The sequence below is a fragment of the Pandoraea morbifera genome, assembly GCF_902459575.1.
In the GTDB taxonomy this organism is placed as follows: Bacteria; Pseudomonadota; Gammaproteobacteria; order Burkholderiales; family Burkholderiaceae; genus Pandoraea; species Pandoraea morbifera.
Window position 1 is genome coordinate 96675 of sequence record NZ_CABPSD010000006.1, and the last position, 21147, is coordinate 117821.

Annotated in this window: 18 protein-coding genes and 1 other RNA gene; 6 read left to right on the forward strand and 13 right to left on the reverse strand. The window is 65.2% G+C overall.

The features are described from left to right. Window positions 1-23: 23 nt before the first annotated feature. Window positions 24-923: a LysR substrate-binding domain-containing protein gene (locus PMO31116_RS11945; RefSeq protein WP_150566907.1), complete on the reverse strand. Its 900-nt coding sequence runs from the start codon at window positions 921-923 to the stop codon at window positions 24-26. 265 nt (window positions 924-1188) lie between these two features. Between PMO31116_RS11945 and PMO31116_RS11950 the strand changes: the two genes are divergently transcribed. From PMO31116_RS11950 to PMO31116_RS11960, 3 genes are all read left to right on the forward strand, one after another. Continuing rightward, a complete protein-coding gene (locus tag PMO31116_RS11950; protein ID WP_150566908.1) occupies window positions 1189-1788 on the forward strand; it encodes a LysE family translocator in 600 nt (199 codons plus the stop codon). 130 nt (window positions 1789-1918) lie between these two features. Beyond that, window positions 1919-2998 (forward strand): linear amide C-N hydrolase, encoded by a 1080-nt coding sequence (locus tag PMO31116_RS11955; protein WP_150566909.1) that lies wholly within the window; start codon window positions 1919-1921, stop codon window positions 2996-2998. A gap of 123 nt (window positions 2999-3121) precedes the next feature. Beyond that, on the forward strand, window positions 3122-3880 hold the full coding sequence (locus tag PMO31116_RS11960; RefSeq protein WP_150566910.1) for a COG4705 family protein: 759 nt from the start codon (window positions 3122-3124) through the stop codon (window positions 3878-3880). 79 nt (window positions 3881-3959) lie between these two features. Here PMO31116_RS11960 and PMO31116_RS11965 read toward each other — a convergent pair whose 3' ends face one another. From PMO31116_RS11965 to PMO31116_RS11995, 7 genes are all read right to left on the reverse strand, one after another. Continuing rightward, window positions 3960-5219, reverse strand: a complete 1260-nt coding sequence (locus PMO31116_RS11965; RefSeq protein WP_150566911.1) for an MFS transporter — start codon at window positions 5217-5219, stop codon at window positions 3960-3962. A 194-nt stretch (window positions 5220-5413) separates the two neighbouring features. Beyond that, window positions 5414-5785: a transfer-messenger RNA gene (ssrA, locus tag PMO31116_RS11970) on the reverse strand. A gap of 29 nt (window positions 5786-5814) precedes the next feature. Continuing rightward, window positions 5815-9801: a DUF748 domain-containing protein gene (locus PMO31116_RS11975; protein WP_174971232.1), complete on the reverse strand. Its 3987-nt coding sequence runs from the start codon at window positions 9799-9801 to the stop codon at window positions 5815-5817. 112 nt (window positions 9802-9913) lie between these two features. Continuing rightward, window positions 9914-10639, reverse strand: a complete 726-nt coding sequence (locus tag PMO31116_RS11980; RefSeq protein ID WP_150566913.1) for an HAD-IA family hydrolase — start codon at window positions 10637-10639, stop codon at window positions 9914-9916. Between the two features lies 1 nt (window position 10640). Further along, window positions 10641-11336, reverse strand: coding sequence for a bifunctional 2-polyprenyl-6-hydroxyphenol methylase/3-demethylubiquinol 3-O-methyltransferase UbiG (ubiG, locus tag PMO31116_RS11985; protein ID WP_150566914.1), 696 nt, complete (start codon window positions 11334-11336; stop codon window positions 10641-10643). Window positions 11337-11658: 322 nt separating this feature from the next. Beyond that, window positions 11659-12792 carry an alanine dehydrogenase gene (ald, locus tag PMO31116_RS11990; RefSeq protein WP_150566915.1) on the reverse strand — a complete coding sequence of 378 codons (1134 nt, stop codon included), beginning with the start codon at window positions 12790-12792 and terminating at the stop codon, window positions 11659-11661. 98 nt (window positions 12793-12890) lie between these two features. Continuing rightward, window positions 12891-14177 (reverse strand): D-amino acid dehydrogenase, encoded by a 1287-nt coding sequence (locus PMO31116_RS11995; RefSeq protein ID WP_150566916.1) that lies wholly within the window; start codon window positions 14175-14177, stop codon window positions 12891-12893. 104 nt (window positions 14178-14281) lie between these two features. Here PMO31116_RS11995 and PMO31116_RS12000 point away from each other — a divergent pair, with 104 nt between their 5' ends. Beyond that, on the forward strand, window positions 14282-14770 hold the full coding sequence (locus PMO31116_RS12000) for an Lrp/AsnC ligand binding domain-containing protein (protein ID WP_023596783.1): 489 nt from the start codon (window positions 14282-14284) through the stop codon (window positions 14768-14770). Window positions 14771-14780: 10 nt separating this feature from the next. Here PMO31116_RS12000 and PMO31116_RS12005 read toward each other — a convergent pair whose 3' ends face one another. The 5 genes from PMO31116_RS12005 to PMO31116_RS12025 all read right to left on the reverse strand — a co-directional run bounded on the left by PMO31116_RS12005 (window position 14781) and on the right by PMO31116_RS12025 (window position 19718). After that, window positions 14781-15899 carry a PA0069 family radical SAM protein gene (locus tag PMO31116_RS12005; RefSeq protein WP_150566917.1) on the reverse strand — a complete coding sequence of 373 codons (1119 nt, stop codon included), beginning with the start codon at window positions 15897-15899 and terminating at the stop codon, window positions 14781-14783. A gap of 238 nt (window positions 15900-16137) precedes the next feature. Further along, entirely contained in the window at window positions 16138-17091 is a 954-nt protein-coding gene (locus PMO31116_RS12010) for a Rossmann-like and DUF2520 domain-containing protein (protein WP_150566918.1), read from the reverse strand. A gap of 18 nt (window positions 17092-17109) precedes the next feature. Next, the gene (locus tag PMO31116_RS12015) at window positions 17110-17559 is read right to left on the reverse strand and encodes a TM2 domain-containing protein (protein ID WP_150566919.1); all 450 of its coding nucleotides are present in this window, start codon (window positions 17557-17559) and stop codon (window positions 17110-17112) included. 9 nt (window positions 17560-17568) lie between these two features. Beyond that, window positions 17569-18384 carry an META and DUF4377 domain-containing protein gene (locus tag PMO31116_RS12020; protein ID WP_174971235.1) on the reverse strand — a complete coding sequence of 272 codons (816 nt, stop codon included), beginning with the start codon at window positions 18382-18384 and terminating at the stop codon, window positions 17569-17571. Window positions 18385-18620: 236 nt separating this feature from the next. Further along, complete coding sequence (locus tag PMO31116_RS12025) at window positions 18621-19718, reverse strand: PQQ-dependent sugar dehydrogenase (RefSeq protein ID WP_246185263.1); 1098 nt, start codon at window positions 19716-19718, stop codon at window positions 18621-18623. Window positions 19719-20057: 339 nt separating this feature from the next. Between PMO31116_RS12025 and rpsP the strand changes: the two genes are divergently transcribed. Then, the gene (gene rpsP, locus PMO31116_RS12030; protein WP_017234865.1) at window positions 20058-20309 is read left to right on the forward strand and encodes a 30S ribosomal protein S16; all 252 of its coding nucleotides are present in this window, start codon (window positions 20058-20060) and stop codon (window positions 20307-20309) included. A gap of 128 nt (window positions 20310-20437) precedes the next feature. Then, window positions 20438-21088, forward strand: coding sequence for a ribosome maturation factor RimM (gene rimM / locus PMO31116_RS12035; RefSeq protein ID WP_150566922.1), 651 nt, complete (start codon window positions 20438-20440; stop codon window positions 21086-21088). Window positions 21089-21147: the final 59 nt, after the last annotated feature.

The following is a 21147-nucleotide window of genomic DNA, read 5'->3' on the forward strand; positions in this document are numbered from 1 at the left end:
TTGTGTGTGCGGCCGGGTGAATTTCATTCATCTCGGTGCAGGTTGGCCTGTTCGATCATCCAATCGCGAAACGCCACGCATTCGGGGTGCGCTTCGATCTCGGGCGCGCAGATGAGCCAATAGGCGCCCTGCGAAGGCGTGGTCACGCCGTGGGCAGGGACCAGAGCACCGCTGGCGAGATAGTCGTCGACGAGCGGGCGGCGACCGATCACCACGCCCAGATCCGACTTGGCGGCATCGAAGGCCATTTGAATGCTGTCGAAGCTCAGGCCGCCCCGGGTGTCGAAATCGTCGATTCCGGCGCCTTCGACCCAGACTTGCCAGTCTTCGCTGGCGCTGCTCACGTGAATGCGCGAGGCGCTGCGCAAGTCGAGTTTGCCATCGGCGCTCGCGTGTCTGGCCAGATACGCCGGGCTGCACACAGGCACGAACCGTTCGCCGAACAGCCGGTGCCATGCATCGCTGGCTACCGGTGCGCGTGAGAGGCGAATGGCGAAGTCGAAGCCGTCGGCAGGGAAACCGACCTGGCGACGCGAGGTGTCGACCGTAATGTCCACGCCGGGCATTCTCTGCAGGAAGCCGGTCAGGCGCGGCAACAGCCATCGCGAGGCCAGCGTGGGCGCGCACGTGATCGCGATGGCGCGAGACGCGTCGGGCGTCGGCAGGCGCCGCGTGCCCGTCAGCAATAGCGAGAACGCTTCGGTGACATACGCGAGATAGTCGACGCCTTCGGGGGTGAGCGTCAGCCCCTGCGGCGAGCGCGTGAATAGCGCGACGCCCAGCGTCTGCTCCAGTCCGACGATGCCGTGGCTCACCGCACTCGGCGTGAGGTGCAGTTCGGCGGCGGCGCGCTTGAAGCTCTGGTGACGTCCCGCGGCTTCAAACAGGCGCAGGGCGGACAGCGGTGGCAGGCGAGGCGGCATCGGCGGAGCGGGCGGCGGCGCGGCGCGCGCGTTGTTCGAATGGTCTCGATTCTCGCACGACGCGCGGCGGCATGCTCGACGGGGAGGGGCGTGGCGCCTCGGGAAGGCAGGTGGCAACTGTCATGGCCGGGGGCCGGTACAGGCCCGTCCGGAATCGGCGAACTGTACCGGGCGCGCGGGGGCGCGCTTGCCTATGCTGTGACTCCGCGAACGCTGACGTCCTCGACCGAGGCCGCACCGGCGAGCGCATTCATTGCATTCGACCATGACGACCGAACAACTGCTGGCCTTCTGCGCCTTCGCGGTGATCACGCTGGTGACACCGGGGCCCAACAACATGATGATTCTTGCGTCGGGGCTGAATTACGGCTTCGTGCGCACGTTGCCGCATCTGGCCGGCATCGCCTTCGGCTTTGCGCTGATGGTGTTCCTCACCGGCGCCGGGCTGCGCTCGGTCTTCGTGCAGTTCCCCCTGATTCACACGGTGCTGAAATATGTGGGTGCCGCGTACCTGCTGTGGCTGGCCTGGCACCTTGCGCGCTCCGGTCCGATGGACGATGCGAGGCGCGCCCGCGAGCGTCCGATGGGGTTCGTCGGCGCCGCGGCTTTCCAGTGGGTCAACCCGAAGGCCTGGGTCATGGCCGTGGGGGCGATCAGCACCTATTTGCCGAATGCGTCGCACTTGCCCGACGTGGCGGCGCTCGCCTTGATTTACGGCGTGCTCGGCGCGCCATGTATCGGTGTGTGGGCCGGGTTCGGCGTGGCGATGCGCCGGGTGCTCACCGATGCGCGCTCGGTACGGATTTTCAACGGCTTCGCCGCCGCCTTGCTCGTGGCGTCGCTCTACCCGATCTTGTTCGAGTGAGCCGACGGGCCGACGCGGATGAGGGCGCGAGAACGCGCGACACGGGGCGCCGCGTATCACGGTTGCATACGGGCACTCCATCGTTATACTGACGATTCTTGCGGCTTCTCCCCCAATGTGAGGTATCGCCATGCCCCGCACGCTCGCCAGAACCCTGCCATGTCTTGTCGCCGCCGCGACGCTTGCCCTTTCCCCGCTTTCCGCACTTGCCTGCACCCGCGTGGTGTATCTCGGCGCGAACGACGACGTGATCACCGCGCGCTCCATGGACTGGAAGCTCGATGTCGCGACCAATCTCTACGTGCTGCCTCGCGGCATCGCGCGCAACGGCGAGGCCGGCCCCAACTCGATTCGCTGGACCGCGAAGTACGGCAGTGTGGTCGCGACCGGCTACGACGTGTCGACGACCGATGGCGTCAATGAGAAAGGCCTGTCCGCGCAGTTGCTCTGGCTGGTGGAGTCGCAATATCCGAAGTTCGACCGCAACGCGAAGCCGGGGCTGACCATCGCCGCATGGGCGCAGTACGTGCTCGACAACTTCGCCACGGTGGACGAGGCGGTCAAGGCGCTCGAGAAGGAGCCGTTCACCGTGGTGACGGCCAACGTGCCTGGCGAGGATCGTCTCACGACGCTGCATCTGTCGATGTCGGACAAGACGGGCGACAGCGCGATCGTCGAATACATCAACGGCCGGCAGGTGATTCACCACGGGCGGCAGTATCAGGTGATGACCAATTCGCCGACGTTCGACGAGCAGCTCGCGCTTAACACCTATTGGAAGCAGATTGGCGGCACGACGTTTCTGCCGGGCACGAATCGCGCGTCGGACCGGTTTGCCCGCGCGTCGTTCTACGTCAATGCGATTCCGAAGAGCGAGGATCCGGTCGAGGCGCTGGCGAGTGTGTTCAGCGTGATTCGCAATGCGTCGGTGCCGTTCGGCATCACCACGCCGGACCAGCCTAACATTTCGTCCACGCGCTGGCGCACGGTCGTCGATCACAAGCGCATGCTGTACTTTTTCGAGTCCGCGCTGACCCCCAACACATTCTGGGTCGATGTGAAGAAGCTGGACTTCGCCGCGGGCGCACCCGTCAAGCGGCTGGACCTGGGCAAGGACCAGCGCAATACGTTCAGCGGCGAGGTCTCCGGCCAGTTCAAGGTGGCGCCGCCGTTCCCGTTCCTCGGGCTGCAGGACGCCAAGTCGAGCTAATACGGACCACTCGACGCGTCGTCGGCGGGCTATGGGGCAACTAACTTTTCCGCGCGAAACTTAACCTGTTATCCATTTGCGCATGCACCTGGCATGCGTCACAGCAACGGGAAGAGTGTCGTCATGAGTGAAAGCAACCAGCACGCGCTGAGCAAGGTGCCCGAGGTAACGCTCGTCTTCTGGGTGATCAAGATTGCTGCGACCACCCTGGGGGAGACGGGCGGCGACGCCGTCTCCATGTCGATGAATCTGGGTTATCTGGTGGGGACCGCGATCTTCGCGGTGATATTCGCGGTTGCCGTGACCGCGCAGATCCGGGCGAGGGCGTTTCATCCACTGCTGTACTGGGCCACGATCATTGCGACGACGACGGTGGGGACGACACTGGCGGACTTTGCCGACCGGTCGTTGGGCGTCGGTTACGCGGGGGGATCGACGATTCTCCTGGCGTTGCTGGGGGCGTCGCTTTGGCTCTGGTACCGGACGACGGGTTCCGTGTCGGTGAGTTCGATCACCACGCCGCGGGCGGAGGCGTTCTACTGGGTGACGATCATGTTCTCCCAGACGCTGGGCACGGCGCTGGGCGACTGGACGGCGGACACGGCCGGGCTGGGATATACGGGGGCGGCGATGGTGTTCGGCGCGTTGCTGCTGATGCTGGTGGCCGCATACTTCTGGACGCGTCTGTCGCGCACCTTCCTGTTCTGGGCGGCATTCATTCTTACGCGTCCGCTGGGGGCCGTGGTGGGGGATTTTCTCGACAAACCGGTCAGCGCCGGCGGACTCGAGTTGAGCCGTTATTCGGCCTCGCTCACCTTGCTGGCATTCATCCTGACCAGCTTGCTGGTGTTTCGTCAGCGGGCGGCAGCAAAGGCGCACTGAACCGCACGGTCCAAGATTTCCGGACGGGCCGGGCGCTGGGTTCGGGGGCGTCGGTCGCATCCGCCACGGCGCCGCGCGCCTACGGTTGCGCCTCTGCGGTCGGCACGGGTTCGCGAGGAACGAACCAGCACATGACGAGGGGCAAAATGACAAGGCCCGCGCCGGTGAAGAACATCGTCGGCGCGCCGAATCGATCCCACAACACACCGGCGATCGCGCTCGCCAGCAGCATGCACACGCCGCTTGCCAGATTGAAGACGCCAAATGCCGTGCCGCGCAGTGAGGCAGGCGACGTCTGCGCGACCATTGCCGCCAGAATGCCTTGCGTGAATCCCATATGAAGGCCCCACACCGCGACGCCGACGAACATGGCCGCGATTGATGTGGACGCCCCGAGCAGCAGATCCGCCACGATGAGCAGCATGAGGCCACAGGCAAGCAGGCCCCGTCGGTCGATCCTGTCGGAGAGGATGCCGACCGGATAGGCGGAGGCGGCGTAGGCGAGGCTCATCACGACCATGACCGACGGGATCAGCGCGAGGTCGAGTCCGGTCTGCTGGGCGCGCAGGATAAGAAATGCCTCGCTGAAGCGCGCGAGCGTGAAGATGGCCCCGATTGCCACGACGAACCAGTAATGTGCGGAAAATTCGCCAAGCGCCTGCCAGCGAAGCGGGGAGCGAAATCGGCGCGTCTCCGGCGCGTGGTCGTGTTCGCTGACGCCGAACAGGATGAGGGCGACGGCGATGAATGCCGGGATCACGGCGAACCACAGGACGGCGCGGATGTGATCGGCGAACCAGACCATCAGTCCGATCGCCAGGAGCGGGCCGAGAAAGGCGCCGACGGTGTCCATGGACTGGCGCAGTCCGAAGCAGGCGCCGCGGATCTCGGCGGGGGCGACGTCCGCGACCAGGGCGTCGCGCGGCGCACCACGGATGCCTTTGCCGACGCGGTCGAGCAAGCGCGCGGTGACGACGATGGCTGGCGTTCCGGCGAGGGGGAAGAGGGGCTTGGAAACGGCGGCGAGGCCGTAGCCGAGGAGCAGCAGCCCCTTTCGGCGGCCCAGCCAATCGCTGATCGCGCCCGAGAAGACTTTGACGATCATCGCGGTGGCTTCCGCGGCGCCTTCCAGGACACCGAGCGCGGCCACGCTCATGCCCATAGTGGTCACCAGATAGATCGGCAAAAGCGCATGGATGAGCTCGGACGACAAGTCCATGAACAGACTGACGAAGCCGAGCGCCCAGACGGTGCGGGGAATGGCAGGACGTGGGGTGGGCGGGGCCGGATTCACGATCGGGTCGACTCCGATGGCGGGCAGGGGCGCGGTGTTCCCCATTCTGCCACGACGTGAAGCCATGAGCGCACGGGGGGCCACCTGGCTCGCCATCGACAAGCGCTGGCGACGTCGAGCGCCGTGAATGCGGACCTTCGCGTCGAGTGTTGACGGGCCCGGCGCTGAAATGAAAACGGGCCCGAAGGCCCGTTTTCAATCGCGATTTACAACCGTCTTTCGTCTGACGGCCAGGTGTTTGGTGGAGCCGGCGGGGATCGAACCCGCGTCCGCAAGTACTCCACGATCAGTTCTACATACTTAGTTCTGTCTTTTGATTTAACCGTATTGTCGCGGACGAACACGCTACGCAACAGCGATCCACTAAGTTTTCGACCTCGGCGTCGTGGCGCCGCCAAGGCTTAACTGACGTGTATGACCTCTGGCGGTATTGCTACCGGTCTTGCGACGCTAGTCCGTCAGTGAACTAGGCAGAGGACGGCGGCCCTTAGGCTGCCAGTGCGAACGTTTCGTCGTTTGCAGTTACGTTTTTTCCCATTGATTAACGAGGTGACGGGTCCTCGGTATGCCCTGAATCGCTTCGCTACCCACGTCGAAACCATGTCGGCCCCGTGGAGTGACCAATTATGACACAAATGGCTCACTTCAGTGCAAAGTCGACCCGCGTCGTCGCCCCCTTGTCCTTGATGCCGTCAGCGTTCAGTTTCGGCGCCACCACGAACAACCGGTCGGACGCAATCTTGCCGTCCAGCCACGATCTCACCCGCTGCGCCCGGCGCTCCGCCAACGCCCGCAGGTCGTCGTCGCCCACCTTGATGTTCGTCTCCATCAGCTTCTCCATCTCGTCGTCCGGCAGCGACTTGGCGAACCCGATCATGTTGCGCGGCTTGGCGAAATCGGCCGCCTTGTAGGCCGCCGTCAGATACTTGGTGCGCTCCTCGGGACTCACCGTCACGCTGTCCACGTCGATGCTCTCGCCCTTGCCGACCATCGCCTTCACCTTCTGCGCCTTGATGGCCCGCTCGACGGCAACGCGACGCAGTCCGTCGGTGTCCTTGGCCGGATCCACGCGGCCCTCGATGTCCAGCTTCAGCGCCGTGCGGTCGTTTAGCGCCTTGACCAGCGTTTCCAGCCGTTTCTCGCTGTCCGGCGTGAGACGGGCACTGCCCGGCGCGAACTCCACGTAGCCCAGTTCCTGATCGCCGCCGCCGAACGCCGACGCCAACAGGCTGAACGGCGCCGTGACCGCCTTGACGATCAGGTTCACGAACGCCCGGAAAATCACACCGCCAAGACTGAACTGCGGATCCTCAAGCGAACCGGAAATCGGAATGTCCACGTCGATCTCGCCCCGCGAATTCTTCAACAGCGATACTGCCAGCCGCACTGGCAGGTTCGTCGCCGTCGGGCTCTCCACGCGGTCGCCGAACGTCAACTGGTCGATGAAGATATGGTTGTTCGCCGTGAGCTTCGCCTGGTCGAGCAGATAGTGCACGTCCACCGTCAGCTTGCCCTTCTCGATCGGATAGCCGGCGTACTTGGTGGAATAGGGGGTCAGGTTGGTCAACTCGATGCCGTCGGCCTTGGCGCCCAGATCCACGAACGCCATCGGCGCGAGCGGATTGATCTTGCCGCTGATGTCGATCGGCGCATTGCGATTGACCTTGCCCTGCAGGGCAACCTCGGCCGGCTCGGTCGTCGCGGTGCCGAACGCCCCGATGCGCCCGCCGATGTCGGTCAGGTTGGCGGTGTAGTTCGGCTTGACGAAGTTGTCGGTGAAGTTGATGTTGCCGCCCTGCAGCGTGATACGCCCGATATGGACGTCGGCCGGCAGCGCCTTGCCCGTGCCGTAACCCGGGCCGCGCTGCACGGTCGTCTCGCCCGGCTTCTGTTCCTTCTTCTCGACTTCGGTCGGCTGCCCGGCCTCGACCGCCGACGCCGCGGCGTCGAGCGGCGGCCTGGCCGATGCGCCGTCGAGCGGAATGCCCTCGTTCGCCCGGGTAAGCGAGCGCGGCGCCGCTTGCTTGTTGCCCACCACGTCGGCCAGGTTCAGGCGCCCGTTGGCGTTGATGATCAACCGCGCATAGAAGCGCGACAGCGCAATGCTGCCCAGCTTCACGTTCGGCTTGCCACTGCCCACCGCGAGATTGATCTGCTGCACCGACAGGGCGTTCCAGCGCATGAAGTCGTCCGTCGTCACCTTGTCGAGCAGACGCACATTGCCTAGCGTGGCATCGCCGCGATAGGTCACCTGCGGCGTGTCGCCCTTCATCGCGAACGTCGCACGCCCATTGCTCGAGAGCAGGGCGCTGGCAATACTGGCATTGAGCTCGTCGCTCATGTACGAGTCGAACGCGGCGAGGTCGAGCTGCTGCGTTTTGACCTGCAGATCGCCCGAGAGCGGCTGTGGCGTGACGTTGCCCGAGGCGTTGAGCGTGCCCTTCTTGTTGAGGGTGCCCGTGACTTCGAGCTGCAAGGGCTTGCCCATGTCCTGCGACGCGCCTTGCACCGTGACATTGAGCGGCGCAAACCGCGCATTGATCGGGCGGCCTTTGACGGCGCGATCCTCGAAGCCGATGCTCGCGTTGTCCAGCACCACCTTGCCGACCTTCCACTGCCAGCCACTCGCGGCTGGCGCGCCCGAGCCGCCCGCCTTGGCGGACGTCTTGCGCCCACGCTCCGTACCGACGCGGGCATCGACACCCTTGCCGGTGCCCGTGGCGGCCTTCGGCTTTCCGTCGCCGGTCAACGCCAGCAGGTTGATCTTGCCGTCCTTGTCGCGGCGAGCGGACACGTCGAGTCCGCTCACCGTGACGTCGTCGAGCACGGCCTGCCGCGCCCCGAGATCGAAATGGGAGAGCTTCGCCTGGGCCTTGGCCAACCGCAACGGTGCGTCGCCCTTGATGCCGGTGAGCCATTCGACCTTCTCGAGCGTCGCCGTGGCGGGCGAAATCTGGACGTTCGGCTGCTTGTCGGGCGCGAACGCCGCAGTGAACCTGGCCTGCGCGCCGACGGTGCCGCTCTTCAGGTCGCCGGCCAGAGCGCCCTGCGCGAAGGGCAGCAAGGGAGCAAGGGCGATGGCCTCGGCGTCGAGCTCACCGCTGGCGTTGTACGCCGGCAGGCTGAACTGGCCGTGCGCCTTCAGCGAGCCGCCGCTCTGGAGGCCGAGCGACGCGTCGTAGGTGGCCGGATCCTTGCCCAGCGTCGAGAACTGCTTCACGCCGATCTGGATGTTCTCGAGCGCGAGGTTGGCGGGTTTCGCGCCGCGCTCGTCGGTCAGGCGCAGCTTGCTGTTCACGACCGAGAGTTCGCCCACGAGCAGGTCGAGCGGCGTGGGCTGCTCGGCGGCAATGGCCTTGGCCTGCGCGGCTTCGGCCGCCGAGGCGGGCGTGGCCGGGCGTGCCGTTTGCTCCGCCGCCACCTTGGGCGCCGACTTGGCGGCTTCGCTCGCCTGCGGCGACGCGGCCGCCTGATCGACCGCCTTGCCCACCGCCTTGATCACGGGGCGCTGTGGCGCGAGGGCCTTGGCGACATTGATCGAGCCATCCTTTTCCAGGGTGACCTGCTGGTCGAGCCCATCGATGCGGACGCTGTCGATGTGATAAATGTTGCTCAGCGGCTCGACCTTGCCAAGCTTCACATCGATCTGCTTGACGGCGACCAGCGGCGAACCGTCGGCTTCCTTCACGACGGCGTCCGACAAGCCCGCCGTGCCCGTGAGCAGAACGTGATTGCCTGCCTTGTCTCGCGTGAAGCGCAGCTTCAGATCGGTGCTGATGGCGCCGCTCTTGATCTGCGCGGGCACGGTCATGGGCGAATAGCCCAGGTACTTTGGCACGTCGAGCCGGTCGAGCTTGATGTCGACCGTCGATTCGAGCGAGTCGGCGAACGGTTTGGTCTGCCCGGAAATGTGCAGCGGCGAGCCGTCGATGGATGCCTGCAGCAACGGCTGCACGAAGATGTCGGTGTCGGCCGGCAGGTTCGCGATGAACGGCACGCCGATCTGGAGATTGTCGACGACGTGCTTCTCGTTCTGCACGGTGTCGTCGAAGCGCACCGTGCCGTTCTTGATCTGGAGGTTGTTCAGTGCAAAGCGCGCCGGCTTGGACGGCTCGGGCGAGGGCGGACCCGCCGTCGCGCGGTCGATGATGTCAGAGAAGTTGAAGCGTTGGGGCGCGGTGCGCACGATATTGATCACCGGCGTATCGACGTAGAGCTCGTCGACCACGGGGGCCAGGCGAAACAGCGAACCCCACGACGCGTTCACGCGCAGCATGCCGACGTCCACGAAGGGCTGGCCCGGTGTCTTGTCGCCGATGTGTACCTGGTGCAGGTCCAGGCGCAACGTGTAGGGGTTGAAGCTCACGTCGCCCACGCTCACCGGCCGTTGCAGGTACGTCGAGAGCTTGTCGACGGCGTAGTGCTTGAGCACCGCAGGCACCGTGAAATAGCCCACGACACCGAAAACCGCAATGACCGCAGCGGCCCACAGCCCGCCTTTGCGCGCGCGTCGGCGTACGTCGGGGTTGCGGCCGAACGCTTGCGCGCGGGCGACACCTTGTTGCAGACGGTTGCCGCCCGCGGAGGAATTCGTTGAGGGTTTGCGATCGTTCGCTTGCTCGGCCATGCGGTCTCCCGTAAGCAGCCAGTGAAGCACGCGCCGCGCCACTGACGCGCGGCGGGACAGACCCGGGACCGGCCGCGGCAGCGGACGGGTCCCGGCAGGCATGACGCGGCCGTCAGGCCGGCGGCATCACCAGCGGGGCGATCGCGCCCGCGCGTTCGACGACGGCATCCGCCTGCCATTGGGCAGGTGCGAGCGCGTCGCCGCAGTAACCGTAGGCTGCGGCGACCGTGGCCATGCCGGCCGCCTTGCCCGCCTGAATGTCACGCAGGTCGTCACCAACATACACGATCCGCGCAGGCGTAATGCCGATGCACTCGGCGGCGTACAACAAGGGCGCGGGATGCGGCTTGCTGTGTGGCGTGGTATCGCCCGACACCACGCAGGCAGCGCCGTCGGCGAGGCCGAGCAGCTTCACGAGCGGATCGGTCAGGCGTGCCGCCTTGTTGGTGACGATCCCCCACGGCAGCCCGCGCTCGGCCAGCGCGGCGAGCAATGCCGGAATGCCGTCGAACAGTTGGCTGCGCACGCACAGGGCGGCTTCGTAATTGGCAAGGAACGCGTCGCGCAGCGACGCAAAGGCGGCATCTTCCGGGGTGACACCGAACGCACTGCCAATCAATCCGCGCGCACCGTGGGACGCTTGCAATCGCAGGGTTTCGTAAGGCCCAGGCGGCATGCCGCGGTCGATGCGCACCTTGTTGACGGCGGCAACGAGATCGGGCGCCGTGTCGGCTAGCGTGCCGTCGAGGTCGAACAGCACGGCGCGCACGTCGCCGTCGAGCAGTCGCGCCGACGCGCCGTAGGACGAAGCGGAAACTTGGACGGGGGGCTCGAACATATCAGGCGTCACGTGTGCACGCGACCAGGTAATTGACGTCGGTATCGCGATTGATCGCGTAGCGCTTGTTCATCGGATTGTAGGTCAAGCCGCGCAGATCGCGCACCGTGAGCCCACTGGCGCGGGCAAACGACGCAAGCTCCGACGGACGGATGAATTTCGCGTAATCGTGCGTGCCGCGGGGCAGCATGCGCAGGATGTACTCCGCGCCGACCACGGCCAGCAGCCAGGCTTTGGGGTTGCGGTTGAGCGTGGAGAAGAACACATGCCCCCCCGGTTTGACGAGCGTGGCGCATGCGGCCACGATCGACGCGGGCGACGGCACGTGTTCGAGCATCTCCATGCAGGTCACCACGTCGTAGGTGCCGGCATCGCGCGCGGCGAGGGCTTCGGCCGAAATTTCTTCGTACTCGATGGAAAGTCCGGCTTCGAGACTGTGCAGATCAGCCACGCCCAGCGCCTTCGTCGACAGGTCGATGCCTTTGACGCGTGCGCCCTGACGCGCCATCGATTCGGTCAGGATGCCCCCGCCGCAACCGACATCCAGCACGCGTTTGCCCTGAAGCGTCACGTGTTGCTCGATCCAGTCGAGGCGCAACGGGTTGATCTCGTGCAGCGGCTTGAATTCGCTGTGCGGATCCCACCAGCGGTGGGCCAGTTCACTGAATTTGTTGAGTTCTTGCGGGTCGGCGTTCATCAATTGCTCGTGGACATTGACGGCTTCGGGCGGGCGGGGAGCCGCGCGGTGGCGCGTGCCCGGTTGCCGGGGACGCCGGCGCGCCGTCGAGATGGGAGAAGTATAACGAAGTGAGTGCGCCCATGTCCAAAGCGCAAGGCGTGGCGCGGCTTGTCGGAAGACGGTGTCACGCGGGCAGGGGGCACGGCGGCAACGGTGGCGTGTCATCGGCATGCCTTGCCGCGCGAGCGAGCGGGCGAACGTCCGTCGGACGCTCACCGGCACCGCGACGCCTCATCGCCGAATACCGTGAAGATGGCGAGGGCGTCGAACGGCGAGCCGTTCAGGCGGCAGCAGGCAGGTTCGCCAGTACCGCGCCGGGCTCGTGATAGGCGAGGCCGAGCGCATCGGCGACCCCGCGGTTGGTCACCAGGCCGCGCGCCACGTTCAGGCCCGCCAGCAGGTGGGGATCGGCGCGCATCGCGGCGACCGGCCCATGATCGGCCAATTGCAGGATGAACGGCAGCGTGACGTTGTTCAAGGCAAAGGTCGAGGTGCGCGGCACGCCCCCAGGCATGTTGGCCACGCAATAATGGACCACGCCCTCCACGACATAGACCGGATCGGCGTGCGTGGTGGCATGCGACGTTTCGCAGCATCCGCCCTGATCGATGGCAACGTCGACGATCACGGCGCCCTTGCGCATCAAGCCGAGCATGGCGCGTGTGATGAGCTTGGGCGCGGCGGCGCCGGGGATAAGCACGCCGCCAACCACGAGATCGGCGTCGCGCAAGTGCGTTTCGATGGCGTGCTGCGTCGAATAGACCGTCTGGACGCGCCCGCCGAACTGCGCGCTGATGCGGCGCAGTGCGTCGACCGATTTGTCGATCACCGTGACTTGCGCGCCGATTCCGACGGCGACCGTCGCGGCATTGGTCCCCACCACCCCGCCGCCGAGAATGACAACCTTGCCGGCTTCCACGCCCGGCACGCCTGAGAGCAACAGACCGAGCCCGCCGTGGGTCTTCTCCAGCGCCGTGGCGCCGGCCTGGATCGACATGCGTCCCGCGACTTCCGACATGGGCGCGAGCAAGGGTAGACCGCCATTGGCGGACGTCACCGTTTCATATGCGATGCACGTTGCGCCACTCTTGATGAGGTCGCGAGTCTGCTCCGGGTCGGGAGCGAGGTGAAGGTAGGTGAAGAGCGTGTGGTGAGGACGCAGCCGCGCCCGTTCAACGGCCTGGGGCTCCTTGACTTTGACGATCAGCTCGGCGCGGTCGAAGACGTCGACGGCGTTGGCGGCAATGCGTGCACCGGCGGCAGCGTAGACGGTATCGTCCATGCCGATGCCCGCACCGGCTTGCGTCTCGATCCACACTTCGTGCCCGCGTGCCACCACTTCGCGCACGGCTGCGGGCGTCATGCCTACGCGGTATTCGTGGTTCTTGATCTCCTTCGGTACACCGATTTTCATGATGCGTCTCCATTGTTGTGATGTGACCGCAATATGAGCACCTTCACGACCGCACGTGCCCCAAACAAAAACGGCACCCTAAGGTGCCGTTCGTGACATCAGGCGAAGGCCGGTTGGGCCTGCGCATCGGGCGCGCCGCTGTAGCGCGCCACCGACAGGTCGTCGGCGAGAATGGCCGGGCGGCGACCTGACATCAGATCGGCCAGCAATTGGCCGGAGCCGCACGACATGGTCCAGCCCAGCGTGCCGTGGCCAGTGTTCAGGAACAGATTGCGCAGGGCGGTGGCGCCGACGATCGGCGTGCCGTCCGGCGTCATCGGGCGCAGGCCCGTCCAGAACGAGGCTTCCGCGGTGTTGCCGGCGCCCGGATACAGATCGTTGACGACCATCTCCAGCGTGGCGCGGCGCGCGGGATTGAGCGTCTTGTCGTAGCCGACCACTTCGGCCATGCCGCCCACGCGGATGCGGTCGTCGAAGCGGGTCACGGCAATCTTGTATGTCTCGTCGAGCACGGTCGAGACCGGCGCGCGTTGTGCGTCCGCAATCGGCACGGTGATCGAGTAGCCCTTGAGCGGATATACCGGAATCTCGACGATGCCGCGCAGGAATGGCGTGGAGTATGAGCCGAGGGCGACCACGTACGCGTCCGCCCGCTGCATCATGCCGGCGCACACCACGCCTTCGATCCTGTCGCCCGCCACTTGCAGGCTGTCGATCGGCATGTCATAGCGAAACTTCACGCCAAGCGCCTCGGCCATGGCCGCCAGACGCGTGGTGAACAACTGGCAGTCGCCGGTTTCGTCGTTCGGCAGACGCAGGCCGCCGGTGAGTTTGTGCGACACGGCGGCCAGCGCCGGTTCAGCCCCCGCGAGCGCCGAGCGGTCCAGCAGTTCGAACGGCACGCCGGCCTCTTCCAGCACGGCAATGTCGCGCGCAGCGTTCGCCAGTTGCGCCTCGGTGCGGAACAGCTGCAACGTGCCGGCCTGACGGCCCTCGTATGGAATGCCGGTCTCGGCGCGCAACGCGCGGAAGCAGTCGCGGCTGTACTCGGCGATCCGCACCATGCGTTCCTTGTTCGTGGCGTAACGCTCGGGTGTGCAATTGCGCAGCATCTGGTAAAGCCACTTGAGCTGCGTGAGCGTGCCGTCGGGACGGATGGCGAGGGGAGCATGCTTCTGGAACAACCACTTGATGGCCTTCGTTGGAATCCCCGGTGCGGCCCACGGCGACGCGTAGCCCGGCGAAATCTGGCCGGCGTTGCCGAAGCTGGTCTCGAGCGCCGGACCCGCCTGACGATCGAGCACCGTGACGTCGTGCCCGGCCTTGGCCAGGTAGTACGCGCTGGTGACACCGATGACGCCGCTGCCGAGAACGATGACCTTCATTGCGTTGACTCCTGTAAAACCATGGTTATCCAGTAATAATTCGCATGCTATTCTTGGATTGGTAGGTTTAGTTAATCTATATAGCCTGAATTCAGGAAAAAATAATGAGAGTTCAGCAGCAATCGGTCCGAACGCTGGACCGGCTCGACCGGCGCATTCTGACGTTGCTCCAGCAGGATGGCCGGATGTCCATGAAGGACCTCTCCGAGCAGGTCGGGCTGTCGATCACGCCGTGCATCGAACGGGTCAAGCGAATGGAGCGCGACGGTGTGATCATGGGCTACTTCGCCCGCGTGAATCCGGCGGCGCTTGGCGCGGCATTGCTGGTGTTCGTCGAGATCACGCTCGATCACAAGTCGGGCAACATGTTCGACCAGTTCCGCCGCGAGGTGCTGCGCATTCCGGAAGTGATGGAGTGCCATCTCATCTCGGGGGACTTCGACTATCTGATCAAGGCGCGTATTCGAGAGATGTCGGAATACCGCAAGCTGCTTGGCGACATCCTCCTGCAACTGCCCGGTGCCGTGCAGTCGAAGAGCTACGTTGTGATGGAAGAGATCAAGGAGACGCTGACGATCGCTGTCGAAGAGTGAGCTTGCGTGCTTAGAAGAGCGGCATCTGCGGGTTGGCATGGCGCTCGGCGTGCAAGGCAGGTGGCGCCGCTGGCGGCACCCTGAACTGATCGGTGCGCAGCGGCGGTCTGGCCTGATTGAGCCCCAGCTTGCGGGCGGCAAGGTGAAAGCGTTGGCGGATCAGTTCGGCATGCAGGCCGGTTCCCGTCATGCGCTTGCCGAATTCGGCGCTGTTGTGTTTGCCGTCACGCACTTGCTCGATGAGGCTCATCACGTGACGCGCCCGCATCGGGTAATTCGCGTGAAGCCAGTCGACGAAGACGTCGTGCACCTCGCGCGGCAGTCGCAGCATCACATACCCGGCGTAGGTCGCGCCCGCCTCGGACGCCGTGGTCAGCACGCGTTCGATATCGAAATCGGTCAGTGCCGGCACGATCGGCGCCACGATGACCCCGGTGGGGATGCCCGCTTCGGTGAGTTTTCGCACGGCCTCGATCCGACGCGCCGGCGTGTTGGCGCGCGGCTCCATCCGGCGTGCGATGTCAGCGTCGAGCGTTCCTACCGAGATGAACACCCGGGCCAGTCCGCGTTGCGCCATGCGCGACAGGATGTCGATGTCCCGCGTGACCAGTGCCGATTTGGTGGTGATCCCCACCGGATGGCCGAACGTCTCCAGCACCTCGAGCACGCTTCGCGTGATGCGGTACTCGCGCTCGATCGGTTGATACGGATCGGTGTTGGCGCCGAGCGCCAGCATCGCGGGCTGATAGCCGCGCTTGCGCAGCTCGGCGTCGAGCCGCTCGGCGGCGTTGTGCTTCGCGTACAGGCGGGTTTCGAAGTCAAGCCCCGGCGACAGGCCGAGGTAGGCGTGGGTGGGGCGCGCGAAGCAGTAGGTGCACCCGTGTTCGCAGCCGCGATAAGGGTTGATCGAGCGATCGAAGGGAATGTCCGCCGACGTGTTGCGCGAGATGATGGTTCTCGCATTTTCGAGCGCGACCTGCGTGACGAACTTGACTTCGCATTCCTGGGCGGCGTCCGATTCATGACGGGCTTCGTCGCTTTCCCTGCTGTACTCAGAAAAACGCGATTCCAGATTGGCGATGGCGCCTCGCCCCTTGCGCGACGAGGGCGGCGCGAATGAGGAAGCCATGGCACGTCTCCTTGATGGCGGTTCAGAACGCGAACGGGGGTCATTCGCGAGCAATGCTTGTCATTATACTGTGTTTTTGTACAGTATTTGAGCGGGGCGGCAGTGTCGAGAAATGGCGGGTTGAGGGGGGAGCGGGTGCGCCCGGCTTCGGCGGCGACCGGGACCGTATGCCGGGTGGCGCGGGACTGCGGGACTGCGGGACTGCGGGACTGGGCGGCGCTGGCGTGCCTGGCGGCGACTATTCGCTGCTGCCGTGTGGCGCCGACGTCGCGGCGGTGGGGGGCAGGTACGGTGCGATGGCGCGGGCAATGGCGTCGAGCGCCGGGCCGTCGGCACCGGGGCGCCGGCGGGCGAGACTGATGGCGCGCAGTGTGAGAAGCGAGTACAGGGTGGCGTGATTACCGCCCATGGTGGCCAGGGCTTCCGTGTGTCGCGTGACGATGCCGGCATCACCGCGCGACACCGGACCGGCGAGCGCGCCAGACAGTCCCCGCTCGCGAGCGGCGTTGAGCGTTCCCATGACAAGCGGCCACATCGCGTCGCGCGCCGCGTCTTCCGGCATGCCGACCGCGTGCCAGAGTTGCGTGGCTTCTTCCAGTAGACAGAGCAGGAAACTGGCAGCGTAGTTAGCGCCCGCGTGATATCGCATGCGTTCGCCTGCGGGAATGGACAGGGCGCGGCAGCCTATCGCGCTTGCCAGGGCGTGCAGCGCATCATCGAGCGGACCCTCGGCCTCGATCGTGATGGCGCTGCCGGACAGGCGGGTGGCGTCGTCGTCGAGGCCGGCGAAGAGGAATAGAGGGTGAAATCCGCCGATGCGTGCGCCGTGGCGCGCCGCCGGCGCGAGCAGCGCAACTTCCGACGCCCCGCTGCAATGGACCAAAGCCTGGCCCGCGTGAGGTGCGAGATGCGACACGCAGGACGCGATGGCATCGTCGGGCACGGTCAGGAAGACAAGATCGGCGTGCCCGAACACGGCCCCCATCGCCTCCGGACGGTCTATCGCGAGGGCGCGACATCCTGGTATGGCATCGGCCACGCGCTGCGCGGCGTCGAGCCGGCGACTGGCGATCACCGTCACTTCGTAGCCAGCGTTCGCCGCGGCGCTTGCGAGCGCTCGGGCGACACGCCCGGCACCGACGAAGCCGAGTGTCGGTCTGAAATCCGGGATGGGGTTGTTCGGTGTGCTCACGTGGGGCGGTTGCGCAAATTACTGCGAGAGGCGGTTCGGCGTGTCGTGCGTTTCAAAATAGGTTTGGAACGCGACGGCAAATCCGACCATCATGAGCATCGCCCCCACGAACAGCGACACGGCAACGATGATGACGGCCGTCCAGCCGGAGCGCGACTTCAGTTGGGTGCCTGTATTGAACTGGGCGTTCCACCGTTCGTCCGGACGAAGTCCGTAGACGATGGCGGCGAGGAACGCCGAGAACAGCGACATCGCGCCCAGGATAGTCAGCACCCAGCCCGCGGGAGAACGCAGCTCGCTCGTGACCAAAAGCCCCCAACCGGCGACACCGCAGGCCGAGCCCGCGATATGGGCCCAGCCGAAGCGATCGCGCAGACCGTACAAATAGAAGCGATGCAGGCCGAGCGTGCCGAACAGCATCGCCAGGCCGGCGGTCAGGGTTTTGGATTTGTAAGCGACTGCGTTCATTTGGAATGGTTATCGGGCAGGCGTTTCGCGGATGACTTCGACCAGCGTCCAGCGCATGTTCGAAGCGTCGGCGGGCGGATTGGCGACGGGTTCGCCGTGGATTTTCACGCGGTATTCTACGCCGGGCTTCCAGTCGAATCCATCGATGTGGGCGTACCACAGTTCCCACGGAGAGTTGCCCGAATCGTCGGCGTTGCGAACCCGCAGGCACTTGCGCGGCGCGACGCCGACACAGTCGGCCATTTGCGAGTCGACGTCGAGCACGCGGTCTTCGGTCTTCGCTGCGCCACCGGCGCCCGCAACGGTTCGATTGAGCAGCGTCTGGGACGCGTAGGTGAGCTTTTCGCCATTCGAGGTGGCAAGCGTCAACTGCGTGCCGCGCCGTTCAAAGGTCGTGACCGTGGGCAGCGCCTTCAGATAGCGGTCTTCGAACGTCATCGAATCCTGGCAGGCCATTCGGGTCGAAGCCGGGGCCTCGATCGTCAATTGTCCATTGCCGGGACCGACCTTGTACTGCCCGAAAATCCGGTTGCAACCGCCGGTGCCGGAAAAGGCGCCCTTGTCATTGAACGTCAGGTTGATCATGCGGCCTTCCGGCAGGCTCGGGAGGTTGGTCGGGCCCTCCCAATTCGTGAGTTGCCACGTGCCGATCAGATCGGCGGCGCTGGTTGCGGCCGCCGTGTTGTTACCTGACGGCGCCGATGCCGGATTGGCACCGCCGCCCGGGGGCGCCGCGCAACCGGCCAGCAGGGCGGCAGGCACCAGCAGGGCGGCCAGATAGGTCGCAAACGAGGAGGGCAGGAGCGAGAGTCGGCGTTGGTTCATGATTTTGTATGGGAGTAGTTGCGCAGAGGGCAGGAACGGCGAAGCTGTCACGATGGACCGCGCATGGCGTGTCCGAACGGCGCCGTGAGTACCGTGACTCGTTGACCCGCCCGGGGGCGGGTCAGTTCCTTCGTTGCGCCTTCGTTGCGCCTTCGTTGCGGTTTCGTTGCGGTTTCGCAGCGAGCAGCGAGCAGCGAGCAGCGGGTGTGTCGATGGCTCGTCGTCATCCGGGCACCTCATGGCTTTCGGTAGGTGATTCGGTAGATCGCACCCGCGTAGTCGTCGCTGATCAGCAGCGAACCGTCGGGCAATGTCAGCAGGTCGACAGGGCGGCCCCAGACGACGTCGTCGTCGCCCAGCCAGCCCTGCGCGAACACCTCCTGTTTCGTGACGGCACCCCTGGCGTCGAGTACCACGCGTACGACGCGATAGCCCACTTTGCGGCTTCGATTCCAGGAGCCGTGTTCCGCGATGAAGATGCTGCCGCGATAGTCCTGCGGGAATTGCCTGCCCGTATAGAAGCGCATGCCGAGGGCGGCCACGTGAGGTCCCAGTTTGGCCATCGGCGGCGTGAATGCCTCGCACGTTCTCATGCGCCCGAATTCGGGATCGGCCACATCCCCTGCATGACAGTATGGATAGCCGAAGTGCTCGCCGGCCCGCGTGAGCCTGTTTAGTTCGTCATCCGGGACATCGTCGCCCAATTCATCGCGGCCATTGTCGGTGAACCAGAGGGTGTTCGTGCCGGGCTGCCAGTCGAAACCCACGGTATTGCGCACGCCACGGGCAACGACCCGCCAGTCGCCTCCGTCCGGTTTCATGCTGCCGATCATGGCGTAGCGGTTCTCGTCGCGCCGGCAACTGTTACACGGCGCGCCGACGCCGACATACAGCCGTTGATCGGGGCCAAAGGCGATATAGCGCCAGCCATGGTGTGTGTCGGCCGGTAACTTGTCGAAGACGACGACCGGCTTCGGGGGATTGTCGAGGCGATTCTCGATATCGTCGAACCTGAGAATGCGGGACACGGCAGAGACATATAGCGCGCCATTGCGCATGGCGACGCCCACGGGCATGTTTAGCCCCGAGGCGATGGTTCTCACCTTGGCCGCATAGGCGCGCGAGGGATCGAGTGTGATGGCGTACACCTTGCCTTGTCCTCGGCTGCCGACGAACAGCGTGCCCTTCGGTCCGAGCGACATGCCGCGGGCGCCGGGAACCTGATCGGAGAGCACTTCGACGTAGAAACCCGGTGGGAGGGCCAGACGTTCGATGGGGAGGGCGTCCCGAGCGCTCGAAAGCGAGGGGGACAGCGCGAATACGACACTTGCCAATAGATGGACCGGGGATGCGCGGTGGACGCTTCCGGCGATCTGCCCCGCAAGCCGTGCCAGCCATGTCGTCGTCGGGGTGCGCCGGACGCGGTGCCGTCCATCGGGAATTCGTCGCATGCCGGACTCGCTTCGCTCAAAGGATGGATGCATTGTAGACCAGCGCCTGCGGCGGCCGGCATCGCCGTCCCAAGGGCCCCGGGGAAACGCGCGACGCGCCCAATCGGGACGGGGCTGAGCGTCGGGCGCCCGGCGCCTGGGGAAGTGTTTGTTTTGACGAGGGTTTTGCGCTATAATCACGCGTTTTCTGTCCGAACACTTCTGGATTCACAAGGATTTATCATGGTCGTTATCCGCCTTGCTCGCGGCGGCGCGAAGAAGCGCCCGTTCTACAACATCGTTGCAACCGACTCGCGTAACCGTCGCGATGGCCGCTTCATCGAGCGTATTGGCTTCTACAACCCGGTCGCTGCCGAAGGCACGGAAGGTCTGCGTATTGCTCAGGACCGTCTGACGTACTGGCAAGGCGTTGGTGCACAACTGTCGCCGACCGTGGCTCGTCTGATCAAGCAAGGCGCCAAGGCTGCTGCCTGAGCGTTGCACTGATCAAGCTGTACGCATTGCTGTCGGCGTGCCGACGGCATGAGAATTGAACGGCGGTGCCTGCTCCCGAGTGATCCGGAGCGGGCATCGCCGTGTGTTCGTCACAACGTTGGATTGGCATGGTTCGTTCTGCCCGACCCGCGCGAGAGCGCGTACCGCTGAAAATCGGTGCCGAGGCACGACGTGCCGCCGGCACACGTGCCGAACAGGTGCTCACCCCGGTGACCGAAGCGCCCGACGATCTCGTCGAGCTGGGTTACATCGGCGACGCCTATGGCATTCGCGGCTGGATCAAGGTGCAGCCGCACACGGGCGAGGGCGAGAGCCTGTTGTCCGCGGATTGCTGGTATTTCCGCCGCCCCGGCGAATCGACCTATTCCAAGGCCGATGTGATGTATAGCCGGGCGCACTCCGGAACCGTCGTCGCGCAGCTTCGCGGCAGCGACAACCGGACGGCAGCCGAGGCGCTCAAGGGACTTCAGGTCTGGGTGCCGCGCAGTGCGTTTCCGAGCGCGGGCGACGACGAGTTTTACTGGGTCGACCTGATTGGCGCCCAGGTCACGAATTTGCAGGACGAATCGCTTGGCAAGGTTGTCGGGTTGCTCGACAACGGCGTGCACACGGTGTTGCGGGTCGCCTATGAGAGTCCGGCCGCCGACGACAAACCGGCGAAGGCTGCCGAGCGTCTGATCCCGTTCGTCGGCCAGTATGTGCAGACCGTGGATGTCGAAGCGGGGCGCATCGTGGTCGATTGGGGTCTCGATTACTGAATTACCGATTGATCGCCCGGCCGCAGTTGCGTCCGGGCACCTCTGGACGGAACCGGTCT